At 44.6% G+C, this 24,192-nt stretch carries 22 protein-coding genes; 1 reads left to right on the top strand and 21 read right to left on the bottom strand.

What is annotated here, in order from left to right:
- The first annotated feature begins 287 nt into the window (after positions 1-287).
- Entirely contained in the window at positions 288-494 is a 207-nt protein-coding gene (locus tag MKZ16_RS32360; RefSeq protein WP_036677826.1) for a hypothetical protein, read from the top strand.
- Here the strand turns inward: MKZ16_RS32360 and MKZ16_RS32365 are convergent.
- The 21 genes from MKZ16_RS32365 to rpsF form a co-directional block, all read right to left on the bottom strand.
- Positions 463-1,269, bottom strand: coding sequence for an MBL fold metallo-hydrolase (locus tag MKZ16_RS32365; protein WP_036677825.1), 807 nt, complete (start codon positions 1,267-1,269; stop codon positions 463-465). The genes MKZ16_RS32360 and MKZ16_RS32365 overlap by 32 nt on opposite strands.
- Before the next feature lie 14 nt (positions 1,270-1,283).
- Entirely contained in the window at positions 1,284-2,024 is a 741-nt protein-coding gene (gene yycI, locus MKZ16_RS32370; protein WP_036677823.1) for a two-component system regulatory protein YycI, read from the bottom strand.
- A 38-nt stretch (positions 2,025-2,062) separates the two neighbouring features.
- Positions 2,063-3,355 carry a two-component system activity regulator YycH gene (yycH, locus tag MKZ16_RS32375; protein WP_036677820.1) on the bottom strand — a complete coding sequence of 431 codons (1,293 nt, stop codon included), beginning with the start codon at positions 3,353-3,355 and terminating at the stop codon, positions 2,063-2,065.
- On the bottom strand, positions 3,352-5,181 hold the full coding sequence (gene walK, locus MKZ16_RS32380; protein ID WP_036677817.1) for a cell wall metabolism sensor histidine kinase WalK: 1,830 nt from the start codon (positions 5,179-5,181) through the stop codon (positions 3,352-3,354). The genes yycH and walK overlap by 4 nt, the downstream gene beginning before the upstream one ends.
- Positions 5,181-5,912, bottom strand: coding sequence for a response regulator YycF (gene yycF, locus MKZ16_RS32385; RefSeq protein ID WP_036677815.1), 732 nt, complete (start codon positions 5,910-5,912; stop codon positions 5,181-5,183). The genes walK and yycF overlap by 1 nt, the downstream gene beginning before the upstream one ends.
- Before the next feature lie 191 nt (positions 5,913-6,103).
- Positions 6,104-7,651, bottom strand: a complete 1,548-nt coding sequence (locus MKZ16_RS32390) for a M23 family metallopeptidase (protein WP_076099794.1) — start codon at positions 7,649-7,651, stop codon at positions 6,104-6,106.
- Positions 7,652-7,967: 316 nt separating this feature from the next.
- Entirely contained in the window at positions 7,968-8,612 is a 645-nt protein-coding gene (locus MKZ16_RS32395) for a hypothetical protein (RefSeq protein ID WP_036677811.1), read from the bottom strand.
- Positions 8,613-8,802: 190 nt separating this feature from the next.
- Entirely contained in the window at positions 8,803-10,089 is a 1,287-nt protein-coding gene (locus MKZ16_RS32400) for an adenylosuccinate synthase (RefSeq protein WP_076105178.1), read from the bottom strand.
- A gap of 211 nt (positions 10,090-10,300) precedes the next feature.
- Positions 10,301-11,662, bottom strand: coding sequence for a replicative DNA helicase (gene dnaB, locus MKZ16_RS32405; RefSeq protein ID WP_036677807.1), 1,362 nt, complete (start codon positions 11,660-11,662; stop codon positions 10,301-10,303).
- 1 nt (position 11,663) lies between these two features.
- Positions 11,664-12,110 (bottom strand): 50S ribosomal protein L9, encoded by a 447-nt coding sequence (gene rplI, locus MKZ16_RS32410; RefSeq protein ID WP_036677804.1) that lies wholly within the window; start codon positions 12,108-12,110, stop codon positions 11,664-11,666.
- Positions 12,107-14,113 carry a DHH family phosphoesterase gene (locus MKZ16_RS32415; RefSeq protein ID WP_036677802.1) on the bottom strand — a complete coding sequence of 669 codons (2,007 nt, stop codon included), beginning with the start codon at positions 14,111-14,113 and terminating at the stop codon, positions 12,107-12,109. Before MKZ16_RS32415 ends, rplI begins: the two co-directional genes overlap by 4 nt.
- Before the next feature lie 11 nt (positions 14,114-14,124).
- A complete protein-coding gene (locus MKZ16_RS32420) occupies positions 14,125-15,042 on the bottom strand; it encodes a DUF2232 domain-containing protein (RefSeq protein ID WP_036677800.1) in 918 nt (305 codons plus the stop codon).
- Positions 15,043-15,048: 6 nt separating this feature from the next.
- Positions 15,049-15,351 carry a MazG-like family protein gene (locus MKZ16_RS32425; RefSeq protein WP_170914153.1) on the bottom strand — a complete coding sequence of 101 codons (303 nt, stop codon included), beginning with the start codon at positions 15,349-15,351 and terminating at the stop codon, positions 15,049-15,051.
- Between the two features lie 223 nt (positions 15,352-15,574).
- Positions 15,575-16,000 (bottom strand): CBS domain-containing protein, encoded by a 426-nt coding sequence (locus MKZ16_RS32430; protein ID WP_036677795.1) that lies wholly within the window; start codon positions 15,998-16,000, stop codon positions 15,575-15,577.
- A gap of 194 nt (positions 16,001-16,194) precedes the next feature.
- The gene (locus tag MKZ16_RS32435; protein WP_038573960.1) at positions 16,195-17,220 is read right to left on the bottom strand and encodes an LCP family protein; all 1,026 of its coding nucleotides are present in this window, start codon (positions 17,218-17,220) and stop codon (positions 16,195-16,197) included.
- Positions 17,221-17,543: 323 nt separating this feature from the next.
- Positions 17,544-18,488 carry a D-alanyl-D-alanine carboxypeptidase family protein gene (locus MKZ16_RS32440; protein WP_036677789.1) on the bottom strand — a complete coding sequence of 315 codons (945 nt, stop codon included), beginning with the start codon at positions 18,486-18,488 and terminating at the stop codon, positions 17,544-17,546.
- A gap of 84 nt (positions 18,489-18,572) precedes the next feature.
- Positions 18,573-20,291, bottom strand: a complete 1,719-nt coding sequence (gene opp4A, locus MKZ16_RS32445) for an oligopeptide ABC transporter substrate-binding protein (protein WP_076105179.1) — start codon at positions 20,289-20,291, stop codon at positions 18,573-18,575.
- 193 nt (positions 20,292-20,484) lie between these two features.
- Positions 20,485-22,434, bottom strand: coding sequence for a DNA mismatch repair protein MutS (locus MKZ16_RS32450; protein WP_076105180.1), 1,950 nt, complete (start codon positions 22,432-22,434; stop codon positions 20,485-20,487).
- Between the two features lie 515 nt (positions 22,435-22,949).
- The gene (rpsR, locus tag MKZ16_RS32455) at positions 22,950-23,222 is read right to left on the bottom strand and encodes a 30S ribosomal protein S18 (protein ID WP_036651767.1); all 273 of its coding nucleotides are present in this window, start codon (positions 23,220-23,222) and stop codon (positions 22,950-22,952) included.
- A gap of 21 nt (positions 23,223-23,243) precedes the next feature.
- Positions 23,244-23,750 (bottom strand): single-stranded DNA-binding protein, encoded by a 507-nt coding sequence (gene ssb, locus MKZ16_RS32460; protein WP_036677780.1) that lies wholly within the window; start codon positions 23,748-23,750, stop codon positions 23,244-23,246.
- A 48-nt stretch (positions 23,751-23,798) separates the two neighbouring features.
- A complete protein-coding gene (rpsF, locus tag MKZ16_RS32465) occupies positions 23,799-24,083 on the bottom strand; it encodes a 30S ribosomal protein S6 (RefSeq protein WP_036677776.1) in 285 nt (94 codons plus the stop codon).
- Positions 24,084-24,192 lie beyond the last annotated feature (109 nt).

Raw genomic sequence — 24,192 nt, forward strand, 5'->3', positions numbered from 1 at the left:
TATCACTAAAAAGTTTCACTTTATCCATTAACCCCACAAGAGTTTCGATCAATCGTTAGATTATGATAATCTTTTAATATATCTTCTCTATTAGGAATATTTTGCAACTTAAAAGACTACAATAAAATAGAAGTGTCCCTAAAATTTTAGCTTTGCTCATCACGCTTTTAATTGTATCACAGGCAACCTGCAATTCGGGATTTTCCTCAGCTAAAACACCTGCGAATTTTTTACAGTTTTCAGTTCTAATTACACTATAAATTCACACTATTAAAGGAGGATTAATTATGAGTTCTTTTTCAACAAGTATGGATTTAGTCGAGTTTATCGGTAAGCTTGGTGACTTAAAGGATGAACACTACCACATGACCCTTGCCTTTAGCGCAATGATCGAATTGATGATTGAAAAAGGCCTAATCTCCCGCCAAGAATTAGATCGCAAGACCGCTGAACTTGATCAGCTTATGACTGGCTCAGCTTATCCCATGGCGTAGGTTGATCATAATACGTATCACACAGTCTGAACTCACTATCTTTGAAAAAACAGCCCCGATCCTCCATTGCGCCGCGTACCGACATTTTTGCCAAATCCATCATATTGTGATCCCGGCTTAAATGCGCCAAATAGGTCCGTTTGGTCCGCCCTGTAAGAATTTCGCTAAGCGCAGCTCCAGCTGCCTCATTGGAAAGGTGACCCATGTCGCCTAGGATGCGCCGTTTCGTATTCCACGGATAACGTCCCATTCTCAGCAATTCGATATCATGATTCGCCTCCAGCACCAATACATCTGCATCTGAAATTGCATCTCTTACCTTATCACTAACATAGCCCAGGTCTGTAGCTACACATAACTTCTCTTTTCCATCATAAAAATTGTAACCCACTGGCTCCGCTGCATCATGAGAAATCGCAAAGGATTCTACTCGCATACTGCCGAAATCCTTGTGCTGGCCAGACTCCATGATCATCCGGTTATACTCCGGTATTTTACCAATTCCCTTCTCGATAGCTCCCCAGGTATTGGTGTTCGCATAAATCGGAAGATCGTATTTACGGGCCATGGCCCCGAGTCCCTTGATATGATCGGAATGTTCGTGTGTAACTAGAATCCCGTCTATATCATTACCCGTTAGTTCACGCATGGCCAACAGCTCATCGATCCGCTTGGCACTAAAACCTGCGTCAATCATAAGTGTTGTCTCCCCGTTTCGTACCACCGTTACATTGCCGGTAGAACCACTGGACAGTACTGTAAATGAAATCCCCATTTTCCTTACTCCTTCTACTCTGTTGTCTTAGGACTGATGATGTCCGCACTAATAGCATCCACATAATAGGCATTGCCGTTCTCCAGCATAAACCGCCACATCGGCGAAGCTACCTGACTTTCCGAGTTGAACAGCTCACCGTAATACCCCAGCTCAATCTCCTTCACTACGGAATCTGCCGGAAAATACTTCTCTATCAAGCTACTAAGTGCTTGCGATGCTGGAAGCACCTTCTGTTCTTTATCGCTGCTGCTTGTCCCTATTTCAATCTTCGGCCAGCGGTAAGCTACGATTTTTTGATCACTGTTAATCAACTCTAGCCTAACACGGAACAACGACCACTGATTTTGAACCAGCGGATGAAGAACGAACTTTCCTACCTCACTTTCCTGTGAATCAAAGCGATAATTGGAAATGTCAGGAATCTTATCCTCAAGCGCCTTGCTAAGCTCTGAGAAGGAAGAATAGATCAGCTTGCTGTCTATAGGTACATCTAATTTAATTGGTGGTTCAGTCTGCTCTTCAGCAGAATAACGATAAGTAATGTTAGGAAGCTGCGGGGTAGACGCCGGAATGGGACACAATACACGAATCCCTTTCTGCTCCATTACGGCTTGGGTCTCAGCAGACAGGGAAGTAAAATCAAGATTAGCACTAACCTGATCGCGCAAATCGACCCACAGCTGGTAACATAGCAGCAGATTCAGACCTAAAAAGGCGCAAATCAGTACATTTTTAGCTCTTCCCCAATCCATACCCGAACCTCCTAATTGTTATATGAACCACTTGTCCATTAATTTAAAGTAAGAACACTGCCATCACTAAGTGTAACTTTCCAGACAGGTATCAGCTCCAGATGATCTTCCTTCACCTCAGGCACATAAGCAGGCGTTAAATCCTTCACTGCCGAAGTTTTACTGACCAGAGACAACCTATACTCCAGATCCGCACCTCCAGATAGCTCCACTACCTTTTTTACGGCCTTACTTTCATCTATATAAATTAGAGAACGTTCATAAGAGGATACTGTTCCCTGCTGCAGTTCCAGATTTATTACACCATACTGTAATGATGAATTGCTCATTATCGGATAGGAGCCGTACGGATAGGAGCCATAATATTGTTGAAAAGAGACCTTTCTCTCCTGTCTGCCTTCCTCTGTAGCCTCCAAACGGTAAGTCCCATTCCATCCGCCATGCTGGTTCACAAATTCTACAGCTTCCAAAGCATCCTTGGCAGGGGTACTTTCTCCAGCTGGAAGCGCCGCAGGGTCACTATAGCTCATCCAGTTCTTACCCTGGTCCACCTGAAGGCTCCGTTTGCTATCCGTATAAATCTCCGAGCCGTTCTTCTCCCGAATATATCTAGTGCTTCCAACATCGAAGAAAAGATTACTCTGCATTTGCTCTATGGTGTACATCCCGGAAGGCATGTCTACCTGAACCAGAGAAATCTTACTGTCTGGCACATAATAATCCCCGCTTACGGTCTTGTAAGGCGTCCAATTCTTACCGAAATCAACATGCTGCTGCACATCCTGAACCGTTAAATCCGCTTTTGCCGCTTCGTATATGATGTCGCCTCTCGTACTGAAGAAAATAGCATGGGCCTTGGAATCATTCTTAATGTTATAGATCCAAATGCGATCAATGCTTTCTCCTTCAAAAAGGGAATCTGGCGATAACTGCATCACCCGCTGCAATAACGTTACCGGAATGCCCGCTCCGAATGAAAGCTCAATCCCAGGATTCTCATTGCGGATCTTATCCCAATCATAATCCTGTACCGAGTGCCGTTGGAAGCTTTCGAAGCCACGACCTTTTAAGCGATTCATGATCAAGCTATAGAACGTAGAGTCCGGATAAAAAAGCGTATGTTTGCCTTCTCCCATATGGATGATCATTTTGTCAGGGTATAACAGGTTCTCTACCTTCTCTTCCGGACCCATATTATCTGTCTTCACATACAGGTTCTCAGAAAGCACTGCTGAATCAGCACCAGGCAAACGGTAGATCAAATAATAGCTTTCAACCAGGCTTCCGAGCACGAGCAAGGCTAGAATGCATGATTTGATTCGTTCCTTCATGCCTCACTCCCCCTTTGCTCGTTCAAAGGCAGGGTAAAGGTTACCTTTGAACCTTCATTTAGCTCGGATTGCAGGGAAATGGAGCCTCCATGTGCCTTCACAATTTCCCGGGCAATGGAAAGGCCAAGTCCGGTGCCTCCCATGTTCCGCGAACGTGCCTTATCCACGCGATAAAATCGTTCGAAGATCCGCTCGATATCCTTTTTCGGAATCCCTATCCCCGAATCACGCACAGAAATGGAGAGCATTCCATCCTCATTCTTCAACGCTTCCAGTTCAATCGTACCGCCTTCTGGCGTATATTTTAGCGCATTGGAGACCAAATTCCCCAAGACCTGATCGATTTGATCGCGATCAAGCCACGCCGTGGTAACATCTTTGCGGACCCTTGTACTTATATCTATACGCTTCTGCCGAATTTGAAAAGAAAAACGATCCGCCACATCCTCCAGCATCTCGGTAATATCCGTCTGCTGAATTCGAAGAAGAGCTTCCTTGGAATCCAGACGGGAAAGATGCAGCAAATCCGTGACCAGACGAATCATCCGTTCTGTTTCGTTGCGAATAACCCCAACAAATCGAACCGCCAGCTGCGGATCTTCAAGTGCTCCATCATCCAGTGCTTCAACATAGCTTTTAATAGTGGTAAGTGGTGTTCTTAGCTCATGCGAAACGTTCGCCACGAACTCACGGCGTGATTCCTCCAGATTCTCCTGTTCGGTGACATCCTGCAGCACAGCAATTGTGCCGGCAATGCCACCCTCACGACGATGAATCGGAGTAAACGTCACTCTTACGATATTAGAATCTTCTCCACCCATATGAGTCAGATGAAGCATTGCAGATTGGGCATTGCCTTTAGCCAGAGATCCGCTTTGTTCGTAATCTAAGCCCAACAATTTATCTAGAGGGGCACCTTCCGGCAACGGTCCTTCATTTCCGAGCATCAGCGCTGCCCGCCGATTCATCAGAATCACTACTCCGTTCTCATCTGTAGCCACGACACCATCACTCATGTTCGTCAGAATAGAGGTAAGCTTCTCCTTCTCCTCTTCATTCTGCGAGAGTGCCTCACGCAATCTACCGGTCATATAATTGAACGCCTGACTGAGTTGTCCAATTTCATCATTGCCCAATACGGGCATTTTACGATTGAATCGGCCTTCAGCGACAGCCGTAGCATGCCTCGTCATTTCCTTAATAGGCTGCGTGATGGTGTGCGCCAGAATGACGCATAAAACAACCGTTAACGCTAGAGCTAACAGCAAACCTGAGATAAATACACTATTGATCCGGCCCATCGTGGCGTATAGATCCTTCATGTCAGCAGCAATATAGATTGCGCCCACTACCTTGTCACCCGAGAGCACAGGCTTGGCCACAACCTTTTTACGCACATTATCATCGGCAATAATATATTCCTCGTTATCACTGATGCCCTGCAAGGCCCGATTCACAACTGTCTGGGTGTTACGCTGCCCGACATAGTCATTCTGCGAGGGAACGGAAGTGGTGATGATTTTGCCGCTGGCATCCAGTACCTGAATCTCAGCCCCGTTAATGTACAGATTATTGACCATTCCGCGCAGACTTTCCACAGCGGTTTCCTCATCTGCGGTTCCAGCCTCACTACCAAATTTATCAGCAGTCAGGATAGACAACATCTCAGCACGTGCTTTAAGGTCCTTGGTGAAATTATCTGTTAACGAGTTCTTCATCGAGCTGACAAAATAAACCCCGATCAACTGCATAGCTATCAGAATTAGCAATACGTAAATAATAATAAGTTTTGCCTGAATTGTCCGGATAAAGGACCGCCACTTCATCACAGTCCTCCATTTTTAGGGCTATGCATCAAATAGCCGAGTCCACGCCGAGTATAAATATATTCGGGCTTGCTGGGGTTCTCCTCAATTTTCTCTCTTAGACGACGGATCGTCACGTCAACGGTCCGCACATCACCGAAATACTCAAATCCCCACACTGCCTGCAGCAAATGCTCCCGAGTCATCACCTTACCGGCATGTTTGATCATATAGTAGAGCAGCTCATATTCACGATGGGTCAAGTCAAGCGGCTCCCCGCCCTTATAGACCAAATACATATCTGTATCTATAAACAGATCAAAATGATAAATGCCCTGCTTATTCTCTGCTGGTTCACTCGCCATCCCCTGTGGTGACGGTTTATGCTGTCTCCGCATCTGGGCTTTAACTCTGGCCAGCAATTCACGTGTACTAAAAGGTTTGGTCACATAGTCATCAGCACCAAGCTCCAGGCCAAGTACCTTATCAATCTCTCCGTCCTTGGCTGTAAGCATAATGATAGGAATGTCCAAGTGCGCAGAACGCACCTCGCGGCAGACGTCCATACCATCTTTGCCGGGCAGCATAAGATCAAGCAGCATAAGATCGGGCCTTTTGGACAATGCCAGCTCCACTGCACTGTTGCCATCAAAAGCACAAATAACCTCGTAGCCTTCTTTTTCTAAATTAAATTTCAATATATCAGCAATAGGCTGTTCATCATCTACTACCAGAATCGTTCCCATCTGCATGTCCCAGCTTCACCTTCCTATCCTTACTTAATGATCATTCCTTTATTTTAACATACCTGTCTAACCGTCACATCCTACGAAATAAGCAATCCCCCTGCCCAGCAAAAAGAAACGGCTTTGCCGTCACTCGTAGATTAAAAAAAATAAAAACCGCCCGATTGAAATCGAGCAGTTAAAGGACAAAGTATGAATTATTGCAAATACTTCATTGGATTTACAGCAGTGCCATTCTTCCGAATCTCAAAATGCAGATGTGTACCCGTCGAACGTCCGGTGCTGCCCATTACGCCAATCTTGCCACCCTGCTCCAAGCGTTGGCCTGTAGAAACCGAGATGCTTTTTAAATGACCATAATAGGTCTGGTATCCGTTGCGATGATCTACAATAACTACATTCCCGTATCCACTCTGCACACCTGCAAAGATCACGGTCCCGGCATCAGAAGCTTTTATATTCCGATTGCTAGATACCATATCAATACCCTTATGGGCACGGCTCCAACGCTCGCCGAAGCTACTTGTCAGTGTCGCCCCGCTTACCGGCCAACTGAACATGCCTGTTCCTTCACCAACAACCTTCGTTCCCCGATAAACAACTTCTGGCAGCGAGGCTTGTATAACGGTCTGGCCTAACCATTCTTCTTGGACGACCGTACCATTTTCCTTCGTTACCCGATACTCCATTTCTTTAAGTCCAGTTTGCCCTGGACGAACGACTTTGCTTTTGCCTGCCGCTAGCTGATCGCTCGAACGCACAACCACTTCCGGCTCAGTCACTATTTGCTCAGTCACTTTTTCCACAGTTACTACTGTAACATCTGGTTGGGGTACCTTCAGCTTCAGTGTATCTCCAATCTTCAACGTCAGCTCTTTCACGTTAGGATTGTTACTATAAATCTCTTTTTGGGTGATTTCAAACCGTTTGGCAATCCCCGAAATCGTATCACCCTCTTGAACGGTATAAAGAAGGGGCGCCTCTTTACCTTCGGTAAGTGTCTGGACCGCTGCCTCCACATCCAACACTTTATTAGGATCTGCTTTGATAGGAACGATAGAAATATCTTCACTAATCTCTACCGACTCTACTTGCTCCGGAGTCTTCGCTTTTGCAGCAGATGAGCTGGAAGCAGCCGTTCTTGTTAGCTTACTAGCCGTCGTTGCTACTTCTGCTTGTGGGACATAATGATTTTTTACCCCTTCAAGCACTGCATTAGCAGTTTCCTGATCCTTAACTATGCCAACAGCCTTGCCATCTACCATCAATTGTACGCCTACCGCATAAGCCTTCAGCATTCCATCTAGTTTAGTAAGTGTCGCCTCACTATCAACTTCTGGCTTGTATGCCTTCTGCTCTTCTATTGTAATGCCCTCTGTTTGCAGCACCATGGTTGAATTCGGATATTTCTCCTGATATTCTCGTTGTTTCTTATCGTATAGCTGGTTAAGCTGCGTCTGATCGGTAAGTCTTCCGATTTCTTCACCCTTCACCAACACTTGATAATAGGTAACCGTGTTAGCAGCTACATACCTTTTCTCTGCTCCAACCAACACCGTAGCTAGAAGCACAAGGCCGACAGATCCCAAAATCCAAGCGCGCCGAAATCTGCGAGTACCTTTCTCTTGTTGAAAGTGTTTGGAGTCGTGATCGAAATTGTGGCTCTGTTGAACATTCGCCTCGGACTCTGCTGGATGTCCATCTTGCAGCTTGCTCATCCGACGCATGAACTTAAATCCCTTCATGAAACTCTCCCTTTCAGTCCGCTTTTACTTCCGACAAAAGCGGCCAAGCTAATTGTACGACCTCGATTATATAGATTACATCCATGTAAATTTCTGCGTATACTAGTGCTTAATTCCTGCTTCTAATGAACCTATAAAAAGGTTGTTAAGGAGGTTACAAAAAATTAACCTCTTGAGGTCCTTGTTTACTGTACCATAGCTTAGAGAAAAATTTCAACTTTAGACATAACAAAAAACCCGCCAAATACGCGGGTTTTTTGCGCAAATATGAAATTTTAACCTTTTTCATGTGTCTATAAAGTGACAATTACAAATGCTATTGCGTAGATTCTGTAGTTGGTGTAAGCATTTTCATTATGCTCTCATATTCGTCTGCATCAACATATTTTGCAATTACCTGCTGCAGCTCTTTAACCTCATCTTCTGTTAATCCATCCTCCATCGCTGTTGAAATTTTTGCCATCTCATCCTGGGGTAGTTTGGACATCAAAATATTGAATATATTTACCTTCTCTTCCGATGGAAGCTTATCTTTGAAGTCACTGAGTGCCTCAGGTGTCATTACTAATTGTTGGTCACCAACACTTCCACTTCCGTTATCAGCTGAACTTTCGGTTGTAACTTGCCCCATAACTGGTAAGGCATCAGTCGGAGTATTATCATCTACGGGCTCACCCTTGCCTTTAGCTGGCGAATCCGTGCTTTTGTCGGTCTCCTTGCTAACTGTACTCCCTGTGGTTACTTCTTTATTAGCTGTATCCGAGTCAGATTTGTTATCCATGCCAATAATGCTCCGAATCATTCCTCCAAATCCCGGACCGGGAGTATTCACTTTAATATCGAAGCTAGCCAGTACCGACTGAATATAAGCATTTACAACCACGCCCGTTGTTAGAATTGAAAGAGTGCTGGCAAGTACCACAATCAGACATACGCTAAGTGCACGCTTCACGATCTTCATCTTCATTTCTCCTCTCACCTATGTTCAAGTCTATCTGGTAGATCATGTACATGTTCTTCTATACATCCAGTATTGACTAGAACCGGCCTTGGGAAACGTCTAGGCATAAATCTAGGCCCCAAAAGAGAGAGATATAGTCCTCAGAACAAAAAAAAGAGCCTCTAACGAGGCTCCTTAGTATAACTAGGTTTTAGATATAAATTGGCAATACTTGATTCGTCTGCTCACGGTTACGACCCACTGAGAAGATAGCAATCGGAATACCCGTAAGCTCAGATACACGTTCAACATATCTGCGTGTATTGGCTGGAAGATCATCCAACGTTTTTGCAGAAGTAATATCTTCGCTCCAGCCTGGAAGCTCTTCATATACCGCTTCGCATTCTGCCAGCATTTTGAGGCTAGCAGGGTAATGAGTAATTACCTCACCACGGTATTTGTAGCCTGTGCAGATCTTCACAGTCTCAAGTCCGCTAAGTACATCCAGCGAGTTAAGAGATAGCCCTGTGATTCCACTTACACGACGAGCGTGACTCACAACTACACTGTCGAACCAGCCTACACGGCGCGCACGTCCGGTAACTGTGCCATATTCATGACCTGTTTCACGGATATAATCACCTGTTGCATCATTCAGCTCTGTAGGGAACGGGCCATCTCCAACACGAGTGGTATAGGCCTTTGCAACCCCAATAACCTGTTTGATTTTGGACGGTCCCACACCAGAACCTATGCATACCCCACCGGCAGATGGGTTGGATGAAGTAACAAACGGATACGTACCTTGATCGATATCAAGCATTACTCCTTGCGCACCTTCAAACAACACTTTGCGATCCGCATCAATGGCATCATTAAGAATAACAGAGGTGTCTGTTACATAATTACGCAGCACTTCTGCATATTCCAGGTATTGAGTCAGAATCTCTTCTACGTTAAGAGCTTCGGCACCATAGACCTGCGTAATCACTTGGTTCTTCTCTTGCATCAAGGGGCGGAGTCTCAGTTCGAATTCCTCAGCGTCCATCAAGTCAGCAATACGGATACCGTTGCGTGCTGCCTTATCCATATAACAAGGACCGATACCTTTACGTGTAGTACCAATCTTGTTCGGACCCTTACGGTCTTCTTCGAGAGCATCCAGCACCATATGGTATGGCATAATGACATGAGCACGATCACTGATCACTAAGTTCTTAGTGTCAAAACCGTTCTCGTGAATATAATTAATTTCTTGGATCAAGGCAGCCGGATTAATAACCATTCCGTTACCAATTACACAAGTTTTCTCTTTATAAAATACACCCGAAGGGATCAAGCTGAGCTTAAACTTCTCACCGTCAATCAGAATCGTGTGACCGGCATTATTGCCCCCTTGATAACGGGCGACCACATCTGCACTTTCCGCTAGAAAGTCAGTGATTTTCCCTTTACCTTCGTCTCCCCATTGTGTTCCCACGACGACTACCGTTGACATGTTCATTCCTCCGTAGGTGCTACTTAGCACCATTATTTTTCATAATATGGGCCCTATACGTCATTCTTATGTACGTGGCCCTCCGGACGCCAAGCAGATTTAACCCGCTAAAGGACAATTCTCAGTGTAACAGCGGTTTTTTTCAAAGTCAAATAAAACGAACGATTACACAAAGAATTGTGCAATCGTTCGGGAATTATACATGTCAGGTTTAACCAGCAAATGGTTCCGCATGTGCTCGCTCGTAGTTAACGAACTTGTTGAAATTTTTAAGAAAGACCAGTTCTACCGTACCTACGGGACCATTACGCTGTTTAGCTATAATGATCTCAATAATATTCTTCTTCTCCGTATCTGCATTGTAATAATCATCACGATACAGAAACGCAACAATGTCGGCATCCTGCTCGATAGAACCCGATTCACGCAAGTCACTCATCATTGGACGTTTATCCTGACGCTGCTCTACACCCCGGCTTAACTGCGACAGAGCAATAACCGGAACATCCAGCTCACGAGCAATCTGCTTCAGTGTACGAGATATATCCGATACTTCCTGCTGACGGTTCTCTCCGCCTTTACCGCGACCCTGAATGAGCTGCAAGTAGTCAATGACGATCATGCCAAGTCCTTTTTCCTTCTTCAGTCTCCGGCACTTTGCACGAATATCGGTTACCGTGATACCTGGTGTATCGTCGATATAAATCTCCGCTTCAGATAGAGACTGAATACCCATCGTCAGCTTGGACCAATCATCATCACTCTTGAAGTCACCGGTACGCATAATATTGGCATCTAAGTTGGCTTCAGCACAAATCATCCGCTGTACCAGCTGTGGCGCTGACATTTCCAGACTGAATATCGCAACAGTTTCTTTAGCGCGTACTGCCACGTTTTGGGCAATATTCAGGGCAAATGCAGTCTTACCAACAGAAGGACGAGCCGCAACAATGATCAGATCGTTACGTTGGAATCCGTTAGTCATATGATCTAAATCCACAAATCCGGTTGGGATACCTGAGGTACCCCCCTTATTTTGATGAAGCAACTCAACCTTGTCGAACACTTCCATCAAGACATCGCGGATCGCAATAAATCCACTGCCGCTCCGCCGGTTGGAGATTTCAAGAATACGCCGCTCTGCATCACTCAGCATATCGGCTACATCTTCACCGCCAGTATAACCTTCGCTCACAATTTGCGTGGCTGTGCGAATCAAACGGCGCAGCATGGCTTTCTCTTCGATAATCTGGGCGTAGTATTCTACGTTAGCAGCAGTAGGCACGGCATGCGCCAGCTTAGCTAAGTAGCTAACACCACCAATATCTTCAAGCTCTCCTTTGTCCTGCAGTCTGGACGTAAGTGTAACAAGATCAATCGGCTGGCTCTCTTCTCCGAGCTGCACCATCGCCTCAAAAATCATTTGATGCGCTTTATCGTAGAAGTCTTCAGTATTCACCCGTTCCATTGCAGTAATGAGCGCTTCATCCTGCAACAGAACCGCACCAATTACCGCCTGCTCGGCTTCAAGATTCTGCGGGGGAACCCGATCGAAAAAGAGATCTCCACCCATGTTACTCCTCCGTTACCTCAACCTTAAGTGTGGCCTTTACTTCAGTATGCAATTTTACGCTTACTTGAAATACTCCTATATGGCGAATTGGCTCACCTAATTCAATCTTGCGCTTATCAATAGTAATTCCTTTGGTGGAAGCCAGTGTCTCAGCAATCTGTTTGCTTGTAATAGCGCCGAATAAACGTCCGCCTTCACCTGATTTTGCTTTCATTGTCAGTGTTAACTCGTCAAGCTTCTTACCCAATTGCTGTGCTTCTTCTTTTTCGTTATCTTTACGGCGTTGTTCAGCAGCTGCTTGATTCTCCAGCGTCTTCACGTTGCCTTCCGTTGCCGGACGAACCAATCCACGTGGCAATAAGAAGTTGGAAGCATAACCTTCGGATACCTCTTTAACCTGACCTTTTTTACCTTGACCCTTAACATCTTTTATGAAAATGACCTTCATTCGAATAACCCCTCTTTCGATTCGATTTCCGCCAGCACCTGCAGTAATCTGGCTTCTGCTTCTTTACATGTTCCTTCAAGCTGTACTGCGGCATTGGACAGATGCCCACCGCCGCCTAATTTCTCCATCACGACCTGTACATTCATACGTCCGAGTGATCGGGCACTAATGCCAATCAGGCCGTCAGGCCGCTCGCTGATGACGAATGAAGCGACTACGTTGGTCATCCCAAGCAGCGTGTCCGCAGTCTGAGCAATAAGAAGCTGCGGGATTTTCATGCCTGGTGCCGTAACTACGAGCGCGATTTGGTCATACACCATTCGCGCATGTTTGATAATTTCGGCTTTGGAAATATACTCCTGTAAATCCTCCTTCAGCATGCGCTGAATAAGTACGGTATCGGCACCATTCCGGCGCAGGAAGCCTGCCGCCTCAAAGGTACGCGAACCCGTATGGAGCGCAAAGTGCTTTGTATCCACCGTGATCCCCGCTAACAACATTGTAGCATCCAGCGGACTGATCTTTACCTTCTCATGGATATACTGAAGCAGCTCTGTCACCAGCTCACAGGTCGATGAAGCGTAAGGTTCCAAATATACCAATACAGCATCATTAATGAACTCTTCACCTCTGCGGTGATGATCCACCACTACGATTCTGCTGGCATATTGTACTAGCCGCGGCTCCATCGTCATAGACGCCTTATGTGTATCCACAACAATAAGCAGGGTATGCTCTGTCATGATCTGTAGGGATTGCTCCGTTGTGATGAATGACTTATACAAATCGTCATCCTTACGAATCTGCTCCATCATGTTAGTTATCGATGGATTTGGAGTCTCCATCACAATGCTAGCCTCTACATTATACATCTGCGCAGCCCTTAACAGGCCGATTGCAGCACCCACAGCATCGATATCCGGTGTCCGATGACCGAGGATCAGCACACGATCGCTCTCCTGCATCAGATCCCGCAAAGCATGCGCAATGACCCGCGCCCGCACTCGGGTACGCTTCTCAGCAGCATTACTCTTGCCACCGTAGAAGGATAACCGTTGGCCTGCTTTTACAGCCGCCTGATCACCACCTCGGCCCAGCGCCATGTCTAGACTGGATTGGGCCAATGCCCCTAATTCACTTGCAGAGTCTGCGCCAAAGGCCAGACCAATACTCAGTGTCATAGGTACCTTGAGATCAGCAGTCATTTCTCTGACTTCATCTAGAATCACGAAGCGGCTCTCTTCCAACGCTTGCAGGCTACGATGATTAAGCAGCATTAGATAACGTTCCGAGGACAACCGCCGCAGATAAACCTCAAACTGCTTACTCCATTCAGTGATCTCACTCGTCACCTTAGCAATCAGCGAGGTTCGCTGTTGATCATCCATTCCTTGAGCGGATTCATCCAGGTTATCCATCATCACTATGCCGATCGCCAGCTTCTCATCCTCATACCGCTCACGTAACACCACAAGCTCAGTGATATCATACAAGTAAAGAATACGCTCACTCGGAATAATGACAGCTTGATAAAATCGTTCATCCACGGTGATCTCAAGGCGGGTGTCATGGAGCACACCTTCTTTGCCGACCTCCCGCTTACCCGCTGCAGCACCTGTAAAAAAAGACTGCATATCAGGCAATAATTCTTGCAGTGATTCCCCAACTAAAGACTTGCGTGCGAAAATATCGCCGGCATAGCGGTTATTCCATTCCACCGTTCGATCCTCGCTAAACAGAATGATTCCAAGCGGCAGCATGCTGACTGCTTCGCCCTCTACCCGCTTAATGCGGAAAGACAGCCCATTAATATATTCCACCAGATTACGACGGAACGAGATCTCCGCTTTCAACATATAGAAGCATAAAGTACCTGACAGAAACAGGCCGGCGACCCCAAGCGCCCAGTTATAAACACTGACAATTATAATAAGGACCAACAGCAGCATGAACGCCCATACGGTATGATAGCCGTGCCAGCGTCTTTGCAGAAATTTAGGCATGAACTCTCACCCTATCGTTTCGATTTGGTCACATACTCCCGCAGTGGGAACGCAAGATCAATAATACCAATAATGCGCAGCGGCGGCAGTAAAATAACCGGTATCGCTAACAAAACGGCAGACATCTTGTTCCATTTGCGTTCATGCGCCAGGAAGAAGAAAAATCCGATGGCCTGAATCATAAAGCCAATTCGCAGCAATGGCAGAAGATTGGCAGAAATCATGAGGATGAAATTGTTCTCCGACCCTGAGAAGAAGAGCTGTAGAACAACACCAATCAGATAGTACCAAATAAACGATCTCGAAAGTCTCCATTCACGTGCAGGCTTCATCTTAGGCACTGCATAATTCATACTGTTCAGAATCGGGCGGGCAATAGCATGCGTAATCACAGCAATCATGAAGGAGCTTACGATTAGAGTCATAGGGATCATTTGGACCGTCATATGACTTATCTTGTTTACATCCTCAGTTGAAAATCCAATATCAGTGAGCAGAGGATTGGTAGTTCCGAGCTCGGACAGAGGTGAATTAACCATTTGCAATACATCGTTCACATAGGTAGACAGGTCAAAATTAAATAATGCCGTACCCAGCAGCAAAAGCAGCAGGAACTGTGCAAGAATCGTAACCGTACCTGCGATCACAGTAGACATGGCCGGGGCATGTCTTTTATACCAGCGCCCCATAACCAGAGCCGGTATTAAGAAATACGCAGCTATCAACAGATAAATTGGTGTAATCAAGCCTACAATCAGCAACACCGGCAATACATGCAGCACAAATTGTCTCGTGTTCAGTGTAGTAAACAACACTACTGCCGGAACAATCATAAACAGGGTAGTGATGATGAGGAGTGGAGTCGTTAAACTAAGCAGCAAAAGTAAGTATGCTACGCTCCAAGCCACAGATGACCAGCGAAATTTCAACAGTATTCACCTCTTACGCATATGTTCTTCTAAAGCAGATATATCTTGGTACCAATCTTCCAGTTGATGCCCTTCCTGCTTGTGCTTTCTAAGCTTCTCCAGTAGCAAGTCATCTAAAGAACGATAAGGAATCCCTAGTCTGCGGCCCAAAATATAAGAGCTCATAATCAAGCTAGCCAGACTGTCACCGACACGGGTAGTACTGCCTTCCCATAACGCTTTAAATAACCGTGAAACTTGATCAATCACTTCGGTTTTCAGCCATTCAATTACCTTGGCGCGCTTGGCTACATCCAGATCCTTCGGCACATTGGACACGTCTCTCTACCTCCGGCAAAAAGCTTTATTCTCCATTATAGCATAAAAAAATCGGTGTCACACTGGACGCCCCGCGCCCCTTAAGTATGCTTCAATCCATGCTGACTATGCCTCTTTTTGGAGAGGAGCTTTCTTTAAAAAAGACCCGCATTCCGTTATCGCCGGAAATACAGGCCTTGTTCCGATAGCTTCTATAACCGCGAATACACTGGGACTATAATGATTCCTGTGATTGTCTTGTTACAAATTTCTCGCAATACTCTATGACTTGACTCCGGCGAACAATTCCAATAAACCGGTTCATATCATCGACCACAGGTACAAAGTTCTGCACCTTAGCCAAATTAATTAGATCTTCCATATCCGCATCAATCGAGACCGGCTTGTTATTCATACGTAATGGAACGTCCTTCAGCAAAAATTTTGAAGCGTTCTCAAACGAAACCTTGCCCTCCGACTCTTTCATGTACCAGAGCAGATCACCTTCCGTTACCGTGCCGGCATACTCTCCATTACGGTTAAGAATCGGGACTGCTGTATAGCGGTGAAACTCCATCCTCTCAAGCGTTTGGCGCAGCGTAGAATCGAGCGTTACGCAGGCCACCTCCTGTTTCGGAAGTAAAAAAAATGCAATATTCATCTCTTGATCCTCCTCAAAGAGTTCCGAAGGAATTACGGTTCTTTAACTTCCTTTTACTGCCATACCAATGTGATTATACGTAGCAGCTAAATAATAGTTCCAATTCATTATAACATGAAGACAGTAAGCAGCAGCCATGAGAATGTTTATGGCTGCTGCAATTTATTTATATGAGTTTAGCTTTCCAATTAGAATTACTGCGTAACTGCTGTTGCTTTGGGCTCGAGTGCATTACTTGCTTTTCCCGGCTCAATCAGTTGATCTACTGGTGTTCCTGCATTCATCCAATTATCAATCAGCGCCTTAGCTTCACGCAAATCCTCTTCATCAACGATATCATAATAAAGTCCGTCAATACGTTTTCCTTCGCCCATTACCGTAAAGCTTGAGATATCCATGTCTTTGCCGCCCATGAATTTCTTGGCCAGACTAATGATCATTGAAGGCTCTATATCGGTCTTAAAATTATCGCCCATAATATCCAGCAGCTTTGGAATATTGCCGATTTGGCTGATCGATAACATTTTATTAGCTACAACATCAATAAAAACCTGTTGGCGTTTGGTCCGGTTAAAGTCACTATCTTCACGGTAGCGTGTATAGTTAAGTGCTTCTTGACCGTTATAATTCGACTTTCCACCCTCGATCGTAAACTTTTCATGGTCCTTACCCTTGTTTACAATGTCCTTCTTGATTGGCAGCGGAACGCCTCCAATAGCATCAACGGCATCCTTGAGCCCTTGAAAGTTAATGGTGGCATAATACTGAATATCATGCTCCAGCAGTGCTTCCAGAGTATCCTTAGCCATTTGCTGCCCACCAAAAGCATAAGCATGGGTAATCTTATCTTTTTTATTATCGTTATGCCCAATAATCTCGGTATACGTATCACGTGGAATAGAAATAAGCAGAATTTTGTAATCCTCTGGGCGAACAACAGCATACATCATCGTGTCCGAACGTGCGGTTTCATTGTCGCGTTGATCAGTCCCGAGCAGCATCAGCGAGAATGGATCGCTTTTGTATACAACCGGCTCTGGCTTAACCTTATTCTCATCCTTAAGTGGCTGGTAAGATTCTTCTTTCAGCTTGCTTTCTACCCGATCGGACAAAAAGAGGTCAAAAGCTAATACGGCCAAAGAATTCCGAAAGAGAAAACCTCCCGCTATAATAACGACGAGAACAATTAGCGCAATGTATCTTTTCTTTATTTTTTTCATCTTTGATTCCTTCTTTATTGTAGAATAATTACACGTACCATATATTTACAATGCCTCCTGATCGTTCTCAGGCAGTCATGGTTTTATTTCTCTCGGCGACGAATTTACTGTCCCTTATTCCATTATCTTATTGTCCCCCCTTTCAGGAAATTCGGGTCATTCTAAATTATAGAAAAAAAGTTTTTTTGCGTTTTTAAAATAATATGGGATAAAACAATATTTCTATTGTAATCACTAAATGGATAAAAAGAAACAACAAATACCGACATGAATAGGGAAAAAGCACCATACCAAGTGATAATTACTGGTATGATGCTCCAAATTTAACTTCGAATTCCAAGGGCATGTATAATATGTTTTACCCGTTCTCCATAATGTAAACCGCGGAAAAACCCATAATCGAACAATTTAGCAGCACCCTCAAATCGGCTGCCATAAGTCTCCGCCCCCATAACGACCGCAATAAGCCGGTGCCCCTCCCTCTGGGCTGATCCCGCAATACAATATCCCGTCTGGCTATCATATCCAGTCTTCAACCCATCTGCTCCATCGTATGCGTAAGCTCCGCCCATACCTGGAAGCATAAGGTTGCTATTACTAACATATAACCCTTTATCCTTTAATTGCATCTGTGTACGACCGGAAATATTCAGTACATCAGGATGATTATGGATTAGCGCAGCTGCCAATTTGGCTGTATCCCTCGCTGTCATCATCGTCTGGCCACCGATATGCGTAGGCTGACGAATGATACCAAGATCCTTGCTCGACAATCCAGAGGCGTTGGTAAATACCGTATTAGGAGATAAACCTAAACTACGTGCTCTATCATTCATCATAAGTACAAAAGAATCCTCTGATCCTGCCATATATTCTGCCAATGCAACTGCAGCATCATTAGCAGAATATATGGTGATGCCTTCGAATAGCTCCCTTACTGTATAGAAATCTCCTCGTTTTAATGAGAGACTCATACCTCCCATTTGACTGGCGTAAGCACTAATAGGGACTCTATCCTCCCACCTAAGGGTTCCAGAGGTTATGTGATCCAGCACAATCATTTCAGTCATTAATTTAGACACACTGGCCGGTGGCATAGGCACATCGCCGTTTATATTGACCCATATGTCTCCACTATCCATATCTAGCAGCACTGCTGAACCCGCGTCAATATCCGGTTTAAAGCCCAACTCGATAGGCCTCCACACCGTAATTAAGACAACGACTATCAAAGCTGCACCAGCCCATATTAATATCCGTCTCTTCATCGTTGTCATCCTCCATAATATATATGACGAATGAAACAGCAATTTGATTTCACTTTTTGCGTAATTTTTTTTATTTTTTTTAATTTAGTCCTTTATCCACCATTTATTAGGCTCAATTATGGAGCCCAAAGAATCAACACGCACACCTTGTAGACGTTTATTGACAGCAGTAATGCTTTCTCTTTCCGCAAAAAAGATCATTGGAACCTCTTCATTCACTAGCTTCTGCCATTCATAATAGATTTGTTGTCGATAATCTCTATCATACGCCTTCATACTTGTGCCATCGCGAATCAATTCTTCATTCCGCTCCGAGGACCAACGTGGGTAGTTCCACAAATCATTCTCTCTCCAGAGACCTGAAGGATCAGGATCATTAGCTAATCCCCATACCCCGTTAAACAACTCAATGGAAGGATCATCAGCCTCTACTGCTTCATAGAAGGTGTTGAGCTCTTTTAACGCCCCACCATTAAGCTGCACATCAAGTCCCACATTTCGCCAATCCTCCAGAATAGCAGCAGTTCGTAACTCCGCTGAATGACTGCCTAGCATAGAATCGTAATTAATAACTAACTTTTCTCCTTTTTGATCCTCACGCAGCCCATCTCCATCAACATCTACAAAACCAGCCTCATCAAGCAGCTGCTTCGCTTTTTCCGGATCATAGGGATACGTATTAATCTGACTATCAGGGATCTTCGCCCAGCTTGCACTGGAAACCGGAGTTTCTATAGGCTTGCCTAACCCATGAGAAAATGATTGAATGATCCCCTCCCGATCAAGTGCATAATACATCGCCTGACGTAATCTTTTATCCGCAAATTTAGGGTTATCCATTACGATTTTTTCAGCTTCACTATCCCAATACCCAAATTTAAACCCTATATACTCATAAGCAAGCTCATTTGATTGTAAAATATTAATATTATCGAGTTTACTCAACTTTTCATAAGTATCTCGTGGAGCATTCTCTATATCAATTACGCCTTGTTCAAACAGGCTGATGATTTCCTTGTCATCAAATACCTTATACAACACACCATCCAATAAAGCCTTACCTTTATAGTATTGATCAAAGCGCTTCATCTCCACCCGCTGGCCAGGTTCAATAAGGCTCACCTCAAAGGGGCCAATCCCAATCGGATTTTTTCGCATCTGATCACTCTCAGGCATATCCTTAACAGCGACTCCAGTATAATATTTTTTATTCATCGGATACGGCCATAGATTATCAATCGTATTTACGCGGGCAGCTGTCATTGTTATTTTCAAAGTATAAGGATCTATAACCTTAAGACCTGTTATATTCTTCGCCTCACCTTTATGATAGGCTTCCGCACCTTGAATCATTTCCACACTATAATAACGTGATCCGGTGTAGTCTGGACTAGCAATAGTCTCCATCGCAAATTTCCAGTCCTCTACGGTCAGTTCATCTCCATTATGCCAACGGATTCCCGGTTTGATTTTAAAGGTAAATATTCTATGATCCTCGGACTCTTGCCAAGTGGCGATATTAGGAACCGTTGATAAATCATCATCTATCGTAAACATGGCCTCAGTAATAAACTCCAGCACATGAAAATCATCTTCACCTTCATAAAAAGCAGGCTCAAAGAAGCCCATAAACGGCGATGAGTATCCATAAGTAACTACTCCGCCAGTCTGTGGCTTTTCGACCACCTCATTGTGATGTAAAGATAATGAATTACTGCTGGTACCTGCTCTGCTGCATGCTGACAATACAGTAGTCATCACGAGCATTGTTAACAAGAACCCGCATATCTTCTTATTCTTCATGTGTTCCTTCCCTTCTCTAGTTGAACGTATATCTACATCTAAGCTATGGAATAAATATTTACTGTAACAAAGTTTTAGAATGGTTACAATAACTTCTAAGCTTTAGGCCTATACTCCTGCTTGAATTTACGCATATTTCATAGTATTTATAAAAAAAGAGGGACCTACCTCATAGGCAGATCCCTTTATTTCATTATTCTTCATCCTTATGCGTAATTCTCAGGCCTTCGACATGCTTACGCTGCATCAATTTACGCTTTTTACGGGTATCCTTGCTCTCAAAAATTATATCAAAGTCATATTCCTCAGGATACAGCTCATCTTTGGATAGATATGGCTTTAAACGTTTATGATTAATCCGCATTTTTTGCTTCTGGATCATCACTCCGACCATTCCTAAGTGATCTTTTTTCTCATAAACAATGCCTATCCGCCCCAGTGAAGTTACAAGAACGGCATCACCAATTTCATATTGGGTCTGCTTCTCCTTATCGCTCAGTGATTCCACAGCCGTTTCTTCTTTTTCAAAATCCTCTATAACAGTTGCAGTCTTCCCTTTCTCTCCCTCTTTGCTAAAAAGACTTGCCCATGCCGACCCATCACCTTTCTGCAGCCTTTGCTGCTGCGCCTCAACGATCTCCCACGATCGCTTGATAACGTTATCCTGGATACCCAGCTTTTTAGCAATTTGCAGAGCATAACTCTCCCCCGCTTCTCCGATAGTCAGACGATACAACGGCTGCAGCGTTTCTTTGTCGAATTCCATTCGTGCATTTTGAAAACCGGCTGTCGCAGCGGCAAAGGCTTTTAGCTCGTTAAAGTGGGTTGTGACGATAATATTCGCCCCTTTACGGCTCAGCTCTTCCAGAATGGCGATTGAGAGGGCGATTCCTTCCCCAGGGTCTGTACCTGCCGCCAGCTCGTCAATGAGCAGCAGCACCCCTTTAGAGGCATCTCTCAGCATTCCCTCAATACTCTTCATTTGTGCCGAAAATGTACTCAGTGATTGGGCCAAACTTTGTCCGTCTCCGATTACACTGATCACATCCGTAAAGACCGTAAACTCACTCCCCTCCTCGACCGGAATCAACAACCCGGATTGAGCCATGAGGGTCAGCAGCCCGAGGGTCTTGAGCACCACCGTTTTACCGCCTGTATTTGGACCTGTAATGATTAGGGATTTATATCCCTTCCCAATCTCCAGGCTAATTGGAATCATGCCCTGCAGCATGGGATGCCTGCCTCCGTTCATCCTTAGAAAACCCCTATCATTTAGAGTAACCTCAGATGCTCCCAGCGTTCGTGCGTATTTTGCTTTGGCAAAAATAAAATCATAGGTGCCTGTAACCTCGATATTTAGGCGCAGTGCAGTTTGTTCCTGTTCTACCATGCTGGTCAGCATACTGAGGATCACAGCTTCTTCACGTGCCTCTTCTCCTAATAACAAATCCAGCTCAATCTGCATGGAGGCGATCTCATCTGGTTCGATGAACACCGTCTGTCCACTTGTGGATTGATCAAGTACCGATCCCTTTATTTGCTTATGATACTCCCGCTTTACGGGGATAACGTAACGTCCACCACGCTGACTATAAATATTCTCTTGCAAAATCGATTGATGGCGCGACATGATCCCGTCAATTTTTTTATGAAGACGTTCTTTAGCTACGCCAATCCGTTTACGAACCCGCTCTAACCCCTTACTAGCTCCATCATCAATTCCCCCAAAGCGGATACAGCGGTCAATTGCTTCCCGCACATGATTTAATTCCAGCAGCGAGGAGGCATAAGCAGCAATCCGGGGAGCACTTTGCTCTTTAGAAGCCATATATTTGCGCAATTGACTACAGCTCTTTAGAAATGTAGCCACTGCAGTGAAGTCTTGCTCACTGTACAGATATCCAGTCCCCATTAGTGACATGATCCACTCAATCCCCTCTAATGAAGGAATCGGTACACTGGACCCCCGCTCCAGCAGCTCTTTAGCTTCAGACGTTTCCTCCATCGCTCTTTGAATGGAAGGCAAATAGGTCATAGGCATAAGCTCTTCTACAGTTTTCTTTCCTACATAAGATACCGCATGACGGCTAAGCTCGGTTTTAATAATTTCGTATTCCAACGTGTTTAGACTTTGTAAATTCACAGCAAATCCTCCTTATTGATCTAACTATTTTTTGGAACAAAATCTCCCTAACGCAAAAAGGACAAAGAATGCCACTATGGCAGTCCTTGCCCTTCTTTTTATGCTATTGTTCTCTGTCGTTTTAAGGTCCCCCTATAAAAGCCAGGGTGGCCGAAAAACAAAAAAACCGTGCTCTAAGAGCACGGTTAATTACAAAGAGAACAATAGCCGTAAAGAGGCCATATGACGCTTCGTGTGTTCTTAACTAAATCATCCACCGTTAGGAACAACAGACATCTGTGCGAGACGGACTCAAATAGAGCACGTAAACGCCAAAAGACGAGCCTGCTAAAGCCTTCCTAATCCAGTGTTATGAAATTGCTAGTTAAGAACGGTCACCAACATCAATATTTCCCCTTTTATTATAGGATAGCTGTAATTTAACACATTCCAGATTGAACGTCAAACGCAATCCGCACGCTGGCTTTTCACAACAAAAAAAGCAGCCGGTTTCCCGACTGCTTTTATAAAACGTCCTATTCCGTTGTGTAAGGAAGCAACGCGATTTGACGCGAGCGTTTTACAGCAATGGTAAGAGCGCGTTGGTATTTTGCACTTGTACCTGTTACACGGCGTGGCAAAATCTTTCCACGTTCGCTGATGAACTTCTTAAGAAGTTCAGTATCTTTATAATCAATGTGAGTAATTTTGTTCACAGTGAAAAAGCAAACTTTTTTACGCTTGTTGCGTCCACCACGACGTGCTGGTCTTTTGTCGTTGTCAGCGCCTTCTCTTGGTTTAAAAGCCATATTCTTTTCAGTCCTTCCTAATTAAAATGGCAAATCATCATCCGATATATCAATCGGTTTACCATCGCCCGAAAAAGGATCTTGAGTATTGTTGTTACGCGAGAAATTATTGTTGTTATTTCCGCGTCCAGCGTTACCACCGCCACCATATGCTGGCTCTTCAGGCATACTACTTGCACCACTTGAAGTATTTCCACCTTCACGGCTTTGTGAAGATTCCAGGAAACGAACATTATCAGCAATAACTTCAGTTACGTATACACGTTTACCTTCGTTATTCTCATAGTTCCGCACTTGGATGCGTCCTTCCACTGCTGTCAGACGACCTTTGCGCAAATAATTGGCACAGGTTTCTGCTAGCTGTCTCCAGGTAACAACCGGGATGAAGTCTGCCTCACGTTCACCGTTCTGGCCCGTAAAGTTACGATCTACGGCAAGCGTAAATTGAGTTACGGCAACACCAGCGGGAGTATAACGAAGTTCCGGGTCACGGGTCAACCGTCCGATCAAAATGATACGGTTCAACAATTCTGGTCCCCTCCTTTAGAGCGATTCATTACAAAGCTTGTCAAGATCTTAAGCAACGTCGTTCGTAATGAGATAACGAATAACTTCGTCAGAAATCTTCATAAGACGTTCTAATTCAGTAACTACTGCAGGTTCTGCATTGAAGTTAACCAAAACATAAACGCCATCACGGAATTTCTTGATCTCATACGCAAGACGGCGTTTACCTTGCACTTCGTGCTTTGTAATTTCCCCGCCATTGGAGATGATGCCTTGGAATTTATCGACTGCTGCTTGAACAGCTTCTTGTTCAATGTCAGGACGAATAATGTACATCACTTCATATTTGCGCATAATTTTCACCTCCTTATGGTCTGAGGCCCCTAATCACGTCAGGAGCAAGGAACGAGCACAAACATAGACTCGCACCTGATTAATATACCAAAACGAGCAGCAGAGTGCA

Origin of the sequence: Paenibacillus sp. FSL R5-0928 (genome assembly GCF_037970385.1) — a bacterium.
GTDB classification, from domain to species: Bacteria; Bacillota; Bacilli; order Paenibacillales; family Paenibacillaceae; genus Paenibacillus_AQ; species Paenibacillus_AQ odorifer.

Coding starts and splice junctions, on each gene's coding strand:
- MKZ16_RS32360 (WP_036677826.1), top strand. CDS start 288: ATGAGTTCTTTTTCAACAAGTATGGATTTAGTCGAGTTTATCGGTAAG.
- MKZ16_RS32365 (WP_036677825.1), bottom strand. CDS start 1,269: ATGGGGATTTCATTTACAGTACTGTCCAGTGGTTCTACCGGCAATGTA.
- yycI (WP_036677823.1), bottom strand. CDS start 2,024: ATGGATTGGGGAAGAGCTAAAAATGTACTGATTTGCGCCTTTTTAGGT.
- yycH (WP_036677820.1), bottom strand. CDS start 3,355: ATGAAGGAACGAATCAAATCATGCATTCTAGCCTTGCTCGTGCTCGGA.
- walK (WP_036677817.1), bottom strand. CDS start 5,181: ATGAAGTGGCGGTCCTTTATCCGGACAATTCAGGCAAAACTTATTATT.
- yycF (WP_036677815.1), bottom strand. CDS start 5,912: ATGCAGATGGGAACGATTCTGGTAGTAGATGATGAACAGCCTATTGCT.
- MKZ16_RS32390 (WP_076099794.1), bottom strand. CDS start 7,651: ATGAAGGGATTTAAGTTCATGCGTCGGATGAGCAAGCTGCAAGATGGA.
- MKZ16_RS32395 (WP_036677811.1), bottom strand. CDS start 8,612: ATGAAGATCGTGAAGCGTGCACTTAGCGTATGTCTGATTGTGGTACTT.
- MKZ16_RS32400 (WP_076105178.1), bottom strand. CDS start 10,089: ATGTCAACGGTAGTCGTCGTGGGAACACAATGGGGAGACGAAGGTAAA.
- dnaB (WP_036677807.1), bottom strand. CDS start 11,662: ATGGGTGGAGATCTCTTTTTCGATCGGGTTCCCCCGCAGAATCTTGAA.
- rplI (WP_036677804.1), bottom strand. CDS start 12,110: ATGAAGGTCATTTTCATAAAAGATGTTAAGGGTCAAGGTAAAAAAGGT.
- MKZ16_RS32415 (WP_036677802.1), bottom strand. CDS start 14,113: ATGCCTAAATTTCTGCAAAGACGCTGGCACGGCTATCATACCGTATGG.
- MKZ16_RS32430 (WP_036677795.1), bottom strand. CDS start 16,000: ATGAATATTGCATTTTTTTTACTTCCGAAACAGGAGGTGGCCTGCGTA.
- MKZ16_RS32435 (WP_038573960.1), bottom strand. CDS start 17,220: ATGAAAAAAATAAAGAAAAGATACATTGCGCTAATTGTTCTCGTCGTT.
- MKZ16_RS32440 (WP_036677789.1), bottom strand. CDS start 18,488: ATGAAGAGACGGATATTAATATGGGCTGGTGCAGCTTTGATAGTCGTT.
- opp4A (WP_076105179.1), bottom strand. CDS start 20,291: ATGAAGAATAAGAAGATATGCGGGTTCTTGTTAACAATGCTCGTGATG.
- rpsR (WP_036651767.1), bottom strand. CDS start 23,222: ATGGCTTTTAAACCAAGAGAAGGCGCTGACAACGACAAAAGACCAGCA.
- rpsF (WP_036677776.1), bottom strand. CDS start 24,083: ATGCGCAAATATGAAGTGATGTACATTATTCGTCCTGACATTGAACAA.